The 12,243-nt window shown below is 45.7% G+C and carries 11 protein-coding genes; 7 read left to right on the top strand and 4 right to left on the bottom strand.

Translation table 11 applies throughout. The features are described from left to right. Nucleotides 1-10: 10 nt before the first annotated feature. Nucleotides 11-820 (top strand): type I methionyl aminopeptidase, encoded by an 810-nt coding sequence (gene map, locus LL912_RS09490; RefSeq protein ID WP_235553346.1) that lies wholly within the window; start codon nucleotides 11-13, stop codon nucleotides 818-820. 52 nt (nucleotides 821-872) lie between these two features. Continuing rightward, entirely contained in the window at nucleotides 873-2,186 is a 1,314-nt protein-coding gene (locus LL912_RS09485; RefSeq protein ID WP_235553345.1) for a UDP-glucose dehydrogenase family protein, read from the top strand. Nucleotides 2,187-2,447: 261 nt separating this feature from the next. Here the strand turns inward: LL912_RS09485 and LL912_RS09480 are convergent, their stop codons facing one another. Beyond that, nucleotides 2,448-3,653, bottom strand: a complete 1,206-nt coding sequence (locus tag LL912_RS09480) for an NAD(P)/FAD-dependent oxidoreductase (protein WP_235553344.1) — start codon at nucleotides 3,651-3,653, stop codon at nucleotides 2,448-2,450. A 172-nt stretch (nucleotides 3,654-3,825) separates the two neighbouring features. Here LL912_RS09480 and LL912_RS09475 point away from each other — a divergent pair, with 172 nt between their 5' ends. From LL912_RS09475 to LL912_RS09465, 3 genes are read left to right on the top strand one after another with little or no spacing between them, the layout of a single operon-like run. Further along, a complete protein-coding gene (locus tag LL912_RS09475; protein WP_235553343.1) occupies nucleotides 3,826-6,315 on the top strand; it encodes a ligase-associated DNA damage response DEXH box helicase in 2,490 nt (829 codons plus the stop codon). Then, nucleotides 6,281-6,940: a ligase-associated DNA damage response endonuclease PdeM gene (gene pdeM / locus LL912_RS09470; protein ID WP_235553342.1), complete on the top strand. Its 660-nt coding sequence runs from the start codon at nucleotides 6,281-6,283 to the stop codon at nucleotides 6,938-6,940. The genes LL912_RS09475 and pdeM overlap by 35 nt, the downstream gene beginning before the upstream one ends. Before the next feature lie 52 nt (nucleotides 6,941-6,992). Further along, nucleotides 6,993-7,166 (top strand): hypothetical protein, encoded by a 174-nt coding sequence (locus tag LL912_RS09465; RefSeq protein WP_235553341.1) that lies wholly within the window; start codon nucleotides 6,993-6,995, stop codon nucleotides 7,164-7,166. 48 nt (nucleotides 7,167-7,214) lie between these two features. Here LL912_RS09465 and LL912_RS09460 read toward each other — a convergent pair whose 3' ends face one another. The 3 genes from LL912_RS09460 to LL912_RS09450 all read right to left on the bottom strand — a co-directional run bounded on the left by LL912_RS09460 (nucleotide 7,215) and on the right by LL912_RS09450 (nucleotide 10,075). After that, complete coding sequence (locus LL912_RS09460) at nucleotides 7,215-7,562, bottom strand: hypothetical protein (RefSeq protein WP_235553340.1); 348 nt, start codon at nucleotides 7,560-7,562, stop codon at nucleotides 7,215-7,217. A gap of 609 nt (nucleotides 7,563-8,171) precedes the next feature. After that, on the bottom strand, nucleotides 8,172-9,467 hold the full coding sequence (locus tag LL912_RS09455) for a hypothetical protein (RefSeq protein ID WP_235553339.1): 1,296 nt from the start codon (nucleotides 9,465-9,467) through the stop codon (nucleotides 8,172-8,174). 161 nt (nucleotides 9,468-9,628) lie between these two features. Continuing rightward, entirely contained in the window at nucleotides 9,629-10,075 is a 447-nt protein-coding gene (locus tag LL912_RS09450; protein ID WP_235553338.1) for an Hsp20/alpha crystallin family protein, read from the bottom strand. Between the two features lie 307 nt (nucleotides 10,076-10,382). Between LL912_RS09450 and LL912_RS09445 the strand changes: the two genes are divergently transcribed. Beyond that, entirely contained in the window at nucleotides 10,383-10,799 is a 417-nt protein-coding gene (locus LL912_RS09445) for a BrxA/BrxB family bacilliredoxin (RefSeq protein ID WP_235553337.1), read from the top strand. Between the two features lie 155 nt (nucleotides 10,800-10,954). Continuing rightward, nucleotides 10,955-12,241: a prolipoprotein diacylglyceryl transferase gene (locus LL912_RS09440; RefSeq protein WP_235553336.1), complete on the top strand. Its 1,287-nt coding sequence runs from the start codon at nucleotides 10,955-10,957 to the stop codon at nucleotides 12,239-12,241. Nucleotides 12,242-12,243 lie beyond the last annotated feature (2 nt).

The following is a 12,243-nucleotide window of genomic DNA, read 5'->3' as shown; positions in this document are numbered from 1 at the left end:
AATAAATAATATGGTAAAAATCAAATCAGATGACCAGGTGGCATTGATGCGCAGGAGTGCACTGCTGGTAAGCAAAACACTGACTGAAATTGCAAAGATCCTGAAACCCGGCATCACAACACTGAGCCTGGATAAGATGATCGGTGAATTTATAGCCGATCATAAGGCGATCCCTTCCTTTCTCAACTATAATGGTTATCCCTTCAATTCCTGTATATCGGTTAATGATGTGGTGGTGCATGGCTTCCCTAATAAAACGGAGTTAAAACCGGGAGATATTGTTTCGATCGATGTAGGAGTGATCCTGGATAAGTGGCATGGCGATCATGCATATACCTTCGCCATCGGTGAGCCAACGCCGGAGGCACAGCAACTGATTGCGGTTACCAAGGAGTCGTTGTATAAGGGAATCGAAAAAGCCACCACCGGGCATCGCATCGGGGATATTGGTTTTGCAATTCAGCATTATACTGAAAAAGAACATGGTTATGGTGTGGTAAGAGAACTGGTGGGACATGGACTGGGGCAGAAAATGCACGAGGATCCGCAGGTACCCAACTATGGAAAACGAGGTACGGGTATGAAGCTGCAAAGCGGAATGGTACTGGCTATTGAACCAATGATTAACCTTGGAAAGAAGGAGGTGTTTACGGAAAGTGATGGCTGGACGGTGCGTACAAAGGATGGAAGTCCTTCTGTGCATTTCGAACATGATGTATGTGTGCGTCCGGGAAAGGCAGATGTGCTTTCCAACTACGCAACCATCGAGGAAGCAGAACAACAGAACCCCGAATTATTTGTCTGCACACTTAAAGCCTGATTTATCGTATTAAACGCGGAAGGTTTTAATTTTTAATCTTTAAGGAAAACATATGAAAATAGCGGTTATTGGAACAGGATATGTGGGACTGGTAACAGGCACCTGCTTTGCGGAAACGGGCAACCAGGTGGTTTGCGTGGACGTGGACCAGAAGAAGATCGCTGCATTGCAAAACGGTAAAACACCTATTTACGAACCGGGACTGGATGTATTGCTGGCCCGGAATATCCGGGAAGAGCGAATCCGCTTTACGGATGATCTGGCCAATGCGGTGAAAGACGCGCTGGTGGTGTTCCTGGCCCTTCCAACGCCTTCCGGCGCCGATGGTGCAGCGGATCTGAAGTATGTATTAAAGGTAGCCGGAGAGCTCGGAGACCTGATTACCTCTTATAAAATTATTGTTAATAAAAGTACAGTGCCTGTTGGTACTGCCGAAAAAGTAGCCGCTATTTTATCAGAGAAACTGCCTTCGTCCTTGTTTGATGTGGTTTCCAACCCTGAATTTTTGAGGGAGGGCGTTGCGGTAGACGATTTTCTGAAGCCGGAGCGGGTTGTTGTCGGCACAGCGTCGGAACGGGCGGTCAAAATTATGAGCGACCTGTACAATCCTTTTGTACGGCAGGGAAACCCCATTTATTTTATGGATGCCCGTAGCGCCGAGATGACCAAGTATGCGGCTAATTCCTTCCTTGCGATGAAGATCTCCTTTATGAATGAGATTGCCAACCTTTGCGAGCGGACGGGTGCGAACGTGGATTGGGTACGTATTGGCATCGGCAGTGATCAGCGCATTGGTAAACGGTTTCTTTTTCCCGGCATCGGTTATGGCGGCAGCTGCTTTCCGAAAGATGTACTGGCATTGAACCTTACCGCACAGGAGCATAAATACGATTTTAAATTACTGCAATCGGTACTCACGGTGAACGCACTACAAAAAAAACGATTGGTTCAAAAGCTCAGCCAGTATTTTGATCACAATCTGCAAGGCAAACAGTTAGCATTATGGGGACTGGCCTTTAAACCGGAAACCGACGACATCCGGGATGCGCCTTCCATAGAGATTATCGGGGAATTACTGGCTGCAGGAGCGCATATAAAAGTATATGACCCGGTGGCTACTGAAAATGTACGCCAGCTGTTTGGCGACCAGCTGGATTACTCCGGAAACCAGTACGAAGCATTACGGGATGCAGATGCCTTGCTTATTTTGACAGAATGGAGTGAGTTCCGTAACCCGGATTTCGAAAAAATAAAACAACACCTGAAGGCCCCGGTTATTTTTGACGGGAGGAACGTATACACGCTTGAAAAAATGAAAGAGCTGGGCTTCCATTATGAAAGCATTGGGCGGAGCAAGGTGAATTAGTGGGATTTTCCTTTGGGAATGTGAGCATTTGGAAATGTGAAAATGTGGGAATGAAGATTCCGCTCCCGTTCAGTGCTGCGTATGTTGATGGGAATACCGGGTTGGGATGAGCAATCAGAAATCACGAAAGTCTATCAAGCATAAAAATGGGTCAACGATCCGAAAGACAAATTTCAAATCCCTGCATCATCAACTGACAACTGTTGACTGATCACCGAGTGTAAAACGGGTCCAACCTCAAACGGTAAACCCGCTCCCTGCTCAGGATCTTCCAAAACGGTACAGTGGCAGTAATGGGTCCGTTTCATCACGAAGCAACTTGAGGAGCAGTTTCATGCCCTGAACCGAAAACGTAATGCCATTTCCGCCAAATCCCAGTACAAAATAGGCATTGGGATATTTTTCATGCTGGCCAATATAGGGCAATCCATCAGCTGTAGATCCAAAGCAACCGGCCCAGGAAAAATCGTCGATAAACGACGTGCCTGGCATAAAGCGGTTCAGTTTTTCCATCAGTAGCTTTGTTTTTTTATCCTTAACGCGCTCCCGGAAAGAGCCGGAGTTAAACGGACTGTCTGCACCGCCAATTAGCAGCCGGTTGTCGTCGGTGGTACGCATGTAGGTATAGGGTTTTTCGGTATTCCAAATCAACAATTGCTTCAACTCTGATGAAAGCTGCGCATCCGCTTCGCTGATGCAGGCAAAAGTGCTGAACAGCCGGGCCGTCTTTTCGGGGAACATGGCCACCGTTTCATAACCGGAGCAAAACACGATCTTCTTGCCGCGTACCACGCAGCCATTGGTGAGCTCAAGCTGCACGCCGGAAGCCTGGTAGCTGATGTTGCTGATTTCGGTTTGATCATAAATGCGTAATCCCCGCTGCTGGTTTTTTTGAAACAGTTCATGTGTAAACCGGTAGGCATCCATACTGGCTGCTGTATCAGAAAGGATACCACCAGATGTTTGCAGCTGGTACTGTTGTGCAATGGTTGCCGGTGACAGCCAGCTTACGCCTAACCCATATTGCCGGCGGATCGCATACTCCTGCCGGAGTGTTGTTGCGGCTTTTTCATCATGCGCAAAGTAAAGCGATTGTTTTTGGGTAAATCCGCAATCGATTTGTTCATCGGAAACAAGTACGGCAAGGTCTTCAATGGCCCGGATGCCGGCCTGATAACAGCGCACGGCGTTTTCTGTTCCGATACGGTCGGCCAGCTGGTACAACGGTACATCGATTTCATATTGCAACATGGAGGTGGTGGCCGCCGTACTACCTTGTGCGATATCTCTCTTGTCCAGAACCGTTACCTCGTAACCGGCTTGCAGTAATGCATGACTGATCAACGCACCGGTAATGCCACCACCGATAACGACGATATCCGAACCGAGATCTTCCTGCAGGGAAGGATAGCTGTAAAGCAATCCGTTTTTGAGTAACCAAAAGGATTCAAAAGTTCTTAACCGCATTTTTCATCTGTTTATTTTTATTGATGGACTGGAATACATCCTAAAAATACCATCGTTTTGGGTATAAATTACCCGGTCATTTTTATGGCTCATTTCATGTAATTTTACCTGTTTCGTCCTCAATTTAAGATGAATTGAGAGCACTTGGAACATCCGGTAAAAAGAATATGTTGTGGCGCGTTTTGAAAGCTCCGATGGATATCAGATTGTCAGGGAATGGATGCAGCAGGCTTCCAGGAGCCCCTTTCATTTTCAAAAACAGACCTGGAAGAAATTCCAGGAAGGATATTCCGGCCTGGTGATTGCCCCAACGGGTTTTGGTAAAACCTTTTCTGTATTCCTGGCCCTGGTGATTCACTATCTGAATCATCCGGAGCGCTATGGAAACGGACTGAAATTGCTGTGGGTGACACCATTGCGTTCCCTGGCAAAAGACCTGGGCAGGGCCATGAAAACCGCCCTGGAAGAAATCGGACTCGATTGGGAAGTAGGTGTCCGGAGCGGAGATACCCCGGTGGCGGAGCGCCAGCGCCAGAAGAAGAAAATGCCGGAGGTACTCATCATTACCCCGGAAAGCATGCACCTGTTGTTTGCGCAGAAAAATAATACGGCACTCTTCAGATCCCTGCAATGCATCGCTGTAGACGAATGGCATGAACTACTGGGAAGTAAAAGAGGCGTATTAACAGAGCTGGCCATCGCCCGGCTGAAACGGATAGCGCCGGGAGTTAAGATATGGGGTATATCGGCCACCATCGGCAATACAGACGAAGCGCTGGATGTATTGCTGCCGGATAAGACAACACGCCGGGTCATGATCCGGGCTAAAGAAGAAAAAAGAACGGAAATCATTTCCATTATCCCGGACAAAATTGAGGAGTTGCCCTGGGCTGGCCATCTGGGAACCCGGTTGGCAGACCGCTTGTTGCCGGTGATCGCGGAAAGTAAGACCACCCTTATTTTTACCAATACCCGGGGACAATCGGAATTATGGTACCAGGTATTACTGAGTGCGGCGCCCGATCTGGCCGGACAGCTGGCATTGCACCACGGTTCCGTGGATGCGGAATTGCGTTCCTGGATCGAAGAGCGGCTGCATACCGGCCAGCTAAAAGTAGTAATCTGCACTTCGTCACTGGACCTCGGCGTGGATTTTAAGCCGGTGGATACCGTGATACAGATCGGCTCTCCTAAAGGCGTGGCGCGGTTTTTACAAAGAGCTGGGCGCAGCGGCCATTCTCCCTTTGAAACTTCAAAAATCTATTTTTTGCCAACACATTCCCTGGAGCTGGTGGAGGCAGCCGCCCTTAAGGAGGCGGCCAGAGAAAAGATCATTGAAAGCCGTGTACCGCTTTTGCTCACGTTTGATGTATTGGTGCAATATCTGGTAACATTGGCCGTAGGAGAGGGTTTCAGGGAAAAGGAGCTGTTTGAAGAAGTACGGCAGACCTATTGTTTTGCCGGTTTGGAACCGGAGGAGTGGCGCTGGATGCTGCAGTTTGTAACCAGGGGTGGGGAAGTACTGCACGCGTATGATGAGTTTCAGAAAGTAGTGATAGAACAGGGGCTCTATGTGGTTAAAAGCCGTAAGATCGCCATGATGCACCGTATGAACCTGGGGGTGATCGTTAGCGACCCCATGCTGAAGGTAAAATATGTGTCGGGGGGGTATATCGGTATGGTTGAGGAGTATTTTGTAGCCCGCCTGTTGCCCGGCGATACCTTCGGTTTGGCCGGTAAGGTCGTGGAATTTGTAATGATCCGCGACCTTACCGTTCTTGTGCGCCACAGCAAGGCCAAGCGGGCCATTACACCCAGCTGGATGGGCGGACGCCTGCCGCTTTCTTCTAATTTAAGTGCGTTATTGCGGCATAAGTATAGCAGTGCGCTGAACCCCACCGCTGGTGATAAAGAACTTAAAGCATTGCATCCGTTGTTTGTACAACAACAGGCCGTTTCGCATGTACCCCGGGAAGATGAATTCCTGGTGGAACAGATCGAAACAAAAGACGGCCATCACATTTATATGTACCCTTTTGAAGGACGGTTGGTGCATGAGGTGATGGCGGCATTGGTGGCGTACCGCTTTAGCAGGGTACAACCCATTAGCTTTTCCATGGCGATGAATGATTATGGCTTTGAGCTGCTGAGCGACCAGCCACTGGAACTTACCGGTGAACAACTTAAAACAATCTTTTCAACAGAAAACCTGACGGCGGATATCAGCAAAAGCATCAATGCTGCAGAGATGGCGGGTCGTAAATTCCGCGATATTTCGGTTATTGCTGGACTGGTGATGCGCAATTATGCAGGGCATTTAAAGAATAACAAAAATCTTCAGTCTTCTTCAGGATTGATCTTCCGAATTTTTGAACAATATGACCCGCAGAACCTGTTATTAAGACAGGCGTTTGACGAAGTGTTTTATCAGCAACTGGAAGAACCACGGCTGATGGCCGCCCTGCAGCGGATACTGAGAAGTCGGATCGTGATTGTGAAGGCAGGGGCGTTTACACCGTTAAGCTTTCCAATAAAAGTAGACAGCTTGCGTCAGAACCTGAGCAGCGAAGAGCTGGATGCAAAGATCCGGCGGATGCAGGAAGAAGCAAATAAAACAAAGAAAAAGCATGCCGGGAAGGAATACAATAACAATACATTATAAAGACGAAATCATTATCCTGTCGGCGGCCAGGGCTGCATACTGGCCCGCCCAAAAAATGTTGATACTGGCCGATCTGCATCTTGGTAAAACCGGTTACTTCAGGGCACATGGTATTCCGGTTTCTACAGGGGTAATGGAAGATGACCTGAAACGCCTTGCAGGGTTAATTGAACAGTTTAAGCCGGAACAGGTATTGGTGGCTGGAGATATGTTTCATCATCAGTTTAATAAGGATGTGCTTATTTTTAAAAACTGGCGGCAATCGTATAAGGAATTAGCGTTTGTATTGGTTCCGGGAAATCATGACCGGCATATGCCTGTTGATTACGGCGACCTGGCGATACGGGTTACCGATCCGGAACATGTTGTAGCTCCTTTTCATTTTGTGCATGCCATGGACAAACTGCAGAACGAGCGGCTTATAATATCCGGCCATATACACCCCGGTTATCAGCTCTCCGGAAAAGCCCGGCAATCACTCTGTCTTCCCTGTTTTGTATATGATACCTGTCATTTATTGCTGCCGGCATTTAGTGCGTTTACGGGCCTCTGTACAACATTTGAAAAGCGGATGGGGGCGGATTATTTTGTGATCAGCGACGACAAAATATTTGCATTTAAATAGGGGTTAATCAGTTGTTTGGCATCATATTTAACCGTATTATAAAAACAGTAATATGACGACCCTTAAAAAACATAAGCACCCCGGCCCGATCGATAAAAAGGAAGAGGTAGAAAAAAGTAATGACCCGAGGATTGATCAGGATATGCCCGGCTTTCCGCATCCTCCTTCTTCTGAGGAAGATCTGAAAAAGAAGCATGGAAAAGATGTAAAGCGGAAACATAAATAAAAAGGACCGCAGCCTTGCGATCCTTTTATTATATATGAGGATCTGCTTTTATTCAAACAGTTCCTGTTCTTCCCGTTCGGCCATGGGGATCTTTTTAATAAAGTCGTCAAACTCCGGTCCTTCATGATTGCTGTAGGGGCCGTATACATCCAATATATAGGCCCGGGAGCCCTGTGGGTCCTGGGTTACATAAAGCACCGTGTTGTTATCCGGATCTGATTCATCCTCGAAGCGGAAAGTGCGGATAATAAGCAGATCTTCCGGCTGATACACCCGCTGGTTTTTTTCTGAAACCATCTGTTTCTGATCATTCATGGTAATCTCCTGGTCGATTCCGCGTTGCTTTAATTTTTCTAACACCTTGGTGAGGGTGGTCATTTCTGTTTTTTGTTCCATAAGACAATAATTTGGAGAGCGAAAATTGGAATATCAACACTATAAAAACAGAAACTGCGCCAAAAACGGCCAAGACGAAGTTAATGGAATTAATTTCGGTTGGAGATTTCCACATCGGCTTTTGCCTAAATTTCAAGATCTGTGGCCTGTATACGACATTCTATGTTCTCCTTCCGGATCCCTACGCTCAAATCTTAAAATTCCGGGAAATCGTTTTATTATATTGCGTCTGTTGCAAACCTAAAGCTGGGTGAAAAACGGAATGAGTCTGAGGGATAAAAGCTAAAAAGACAGGGTTAGTAAATCCCAGGCAATGTGTAAAATATTCCATTCTTTACTCCTGATAATGGGAGTTCTTTGCCACGATAAAACGACTGGCCAGTTGTTCCTGAGCCACGTATTCAAACTGGTTTTTAATGATCAGAGTCCTGGTTGACCGATGCGGGACAGTAGGGTTTTTAGTGATTTTTAACGATTGCCCTGGAAGGTAAGTAGCTGGCTCCTGTTATTTCTTCTTTTGCGTTCTTAAACCCAATCTCCGGGGCTGGGTTTTGGGTTTGAGAATTTAAAATTTCGCGTTGCTATTTAGAATGTAGTGCTTAACCGCCGCTATTTTAAACGATATTTACGTTGTACCCGGGGACTGTCAAAGTATTTATTGATCTGCTCCTCCGACATGGTTTCGGCTATTTCAGTAGGAACTTCTGCTAACTGAGTCTGGCTTTGCCGCAACTCTTTTTTTAGCGTTTCAGTTTTAACAGCAATATTTGGATCGCGATCACTCGACAGCTTATTGTCGAAAAGCACATATTCCAGGCGTTTGATGTTAGCACGAAGGAGGGTGGCCTGGTTCTGTTCTACATTTTTTACAGGGGCCGCGGCTTCTTTTACCGGCAGGGCGACCACACCAATGCTGGGAAGAATTTTGCCTGTATTGGCCTTACCTTTATCCTTGTCATTTTTTGGATCAGCCGTAGTGGCCAGCACTGTTCCCGTTAAGGTAGTAGTGGCAGTGGTAATATCAAATCCAGATCTCCAGCTTTTGGTATTCTTCAACTTTTTGTCCAGTTGCAGGAAGGTATATTTGTACCGCAATAACCAGCGGTTCATATTTTCGGCAGCGTCGTTATATTCTCTGGTAGCAATATCAAAGTTCAGGGCATTCCGCACCACTACCCGTACCCGGGCAGTATCGGTAAAATTGAACTGTGTGGTACCGATAAACATCAGGTTCACGATCTTGACCTGCGCTGAGTCTTTTTCACTTACAAAATCATAACCGGGAGCCCATTCAAAAGTGTCGTCGCAGGATTTGGGTAGTTTAAAGTTTCCGATTGATATATTGCTGGATACCAGAATCCGCTCAATTGAAAAGTTTCCGTTGTCACAAAGGATATTAAATGCCAGCTTATTTCCTTCTTCTACATATACAGGGCTTACCACCGATGGTTTTACGCGAGGAAAAATAATATCCGTACTGTAAAAGGAAATAGTAAACGAGGTATCTACGCGGTCATTGGGATCCGAAAGGCTCTGCACGCCAATCTGTACGGGGTACTTGGTATCATATTTTAGCCGCCCCGCCATAAATAACGACTTATTGGCTTTAAAGGAAAGCGTGCCGTTATCCTTATCGATTCTTAACCCGGTAGGTGCGTCTTTCAGGAACCAGTAGTAACTTTTAACCGGTTTATTGATCTGGAGTTTATAAGAAAGACTGGAGTCTACATGCAATGAAAAAAATGGATTGAGGTTGATGATCCTCAAAGCAGTGTCTGCATGACGGTAAATATTGGTGTTGATAGATGGAAGATTTACCGAGTCATTTGTAACCTGGGCATTGAGCGCTCCAAATGCGGAAAGCATAAATGCTGTAAAAAATATTATTTTTTTGAGCATGATCATAATGGGCGGTTAAAATGATTTGCGAATTTACTGGATTATGACGAACTGGAAGGAAATAAGGTTCATTTTCAGTGCGAAATAAAAAAAGCCCATTGTAGAAACAACGGGCTCTAAACCAAAACTAACTGCTTATGAGAAAAATTTTTATACTTTTTTGATCATTAAAGAACTTCTATATCTTTTGACGCTGTTTTTATGTTTTCCTTTTTCTGAATGGTAACTATTAAGATACCGTTAACATATTTAGCTTCTATTTTATCTGTATCCACTTTGTCATCAACTGTAAAGGTTCTTTTAAAAGACCGGGTCCAGAATTCTTTGCGGATATTCTTGTCTGTTGTGGCTGTGGTTTCTTCGCTTTTATCAACAGAAATCGAAAGGATTTGTTGATCAATATTGATTTTAAAATCTGTTTTTTCAAACCCGGGAGCTACTACTTCAATCTGGTATTCGTTTTCTTTTTCTTTGATATTTACCGGTACAAAGCCGCGGGTGTTGGGGTTTTTAACTTCTGCCTTAAAAATGGCGGGTATTTCAGTTATAAAATCATCCACCAGACTGGTCAATGTTTTTTCGAAGGGAGTTCCGTTGAATTTTACGTTTGTCATTGCTATTCGTTTTAATAAGTTTTAAAATTTTGATTTGTATATGCAGGGATCAAATTCAACACCAACTGGATGATTCGGAAATAATGGCATAATTTGTTGAATTAATTTGACATAATGTCATTTATATAATTTTCGAAAGTGCTTATTGTCAGGCACTCAATCGAAAGTTAAAGTCGGCAAACAATCAACGCATCAGCTTTTAAAACCTGCCGGAGATTCGCTGATTCAAGGAACCGGGCGCATCCGCCACCCTTGGTTTTAACTTTTTATCTATTTTTGTGTTATCGTTTTAAAATCTATATAAATTATGTATCCACAGGAAATAGTGATCCCGATGATGGAGGAATTAACCGATAATGGTTTTGAAAATCTCTCCACCCCGGAAGCGGTAGAGGCCTCATTGGCGCAAAAAGGCACCAATCTATTGGTAATTAACTCAGTATGCGGATGTTCCGCTGGTACGGCGCGTCCCGGTGTATTGATGGCGGTGGCCAATACCGATAAAAAGCCGGATCATCTTACCACCAGTTTTGCAGGATTTGATATTGATGCGGTAAGCAAAGTGCGGGAGCACCTGCTGCCTTATCCGCCGTCTTCACCTGCTATTGCCTTGTTTAAGGATGGTGAGCTCGTACATTTTATCGAGCGTCATCAGATCGAGGGCCGCTCCGCACAGATGATTGCCCAGAACCTAATCGCTGCTTTTGACGAGTACTGCAACTGATCCCCTAAGGTTTAACGAATAAAGGTCCTACATGGCACATGCAGGACCTTTTCTTTTGCGCCTATTGAAGATTCTAATCCTCTGAATGGAAAACTTTTAAGCGTTTAAACCTGAAACCTGCCTTATATTTGTAATATTGCGCTCAACTTTAACACATGTATCCAAACCTGTATTACGTTTTTAAAGACTTTTTCGGTATTGAGTGGAACTTTCTGCATTTTGTAAATTCCTTTGGTTTTTTTGTTGCACTGGCCTTTATCATCTGCTCCGTTGTGTTAGCGAAGGAATTGCGGCGTAAAGGAAAGGAGGGACTGCTAGGGCCGGTGGAGGAAAAGGTAATAGTTGGAAAACCGGCATCGGCTACAGAACTGGCCACCAACTTCGGTCTTGGTTTTTTACTTGGATACAAGATTCTTGGGTTGTTCCTGACCAGGGGCAGCATGGTAAACCCACAGGAATATATTTTTTCATCCCAGGGCAACCTGCTGGCCGGCATCGGGCTGGGAGCCGTGTTTGCTTTTATTAAATGGCGCGAGAAGAACCGGCAGAAACTGGCTACGCCTGAAACCCGCACCATCCGGGTTTGGCCGCACGACAGGGTGGGGGAGATTACGATGATCGCCATTATCTTCGGATTGCTGGGCGCTAAATTGTTCGATACTTTTGAAAACTGGGATTCTTTTCTTAAGGATCCTTCGTCTATCTTCTCTATGTCGGGGCTTACCTTTTACGGCGGGCTTATCTGTGCCGGCATTGCGCTTTGGTGGTATACCCGCAAACACCAGATCCCATTCCTGCATTTTCTTGACGTAATGGCTCCGGTCATGCTGCTGGCCTATGGCCTGGGACGTATCGGTTGCCAGGTTTCGGGCGACGGAGACTGGGGCATTTACAACGCGGCGTTTAAAACCACTGCTAACGGAGGCGTTCTTCCAGCCACTATGAGCGATTTCCAGGCAACGGTAGCCCAGCAAGCCGGTTTTTTTGCACACAATTCCACACATCATGCATTCTTTCCCAAACCGGGTTTCCTGAGTTTCCTGCCCGATTGGTTTTTTGCCTATGATTTTCCGCACAATGTAAATGAAGCCGGGGTGCCGCTGGCCGGTTGCACCGGCAAGTACTGCAATCACCTGCCCGTTCCGGTATTTCCCACCTCGCTTTATGAAATCATCATGGGCCTGATTCTTTTCGGACTGATCTGGGCCATTCGCAAGCGTTTTGGAATACCTGGCGTGCTTTTTGGTATTTATTTGATATTAAATGGGTTGGAGCGGTTCTTTATTGAAAAGATCCGGGTGAATGTAAAAATGAACTTCCTGGGGATGCATATTACCCAGGCTGAATTGATCTCTTTTTTGATGATCATTGCAGGAGTAGCAATGATTGTATGGTTAAAACGCCGGTATCCCGAAGGAAAAACTGTTGAAAAAACGTCCTAATC

The sequence above is a fragment of the Niabella agricola genome, assembly GCF_021538615.1.
In the GTDB taxonomy this organism is placed as follows: Bacteria; Bacteroidota; Bacteroidia; order Chitinophagales; family Chitinophagaceae; genus Niabella; species Niabella agricola.
Note: the sequence above shows the minus strand (reverse complement) of the source record. Positions and strands in the feature narration are given on the sequence as shown.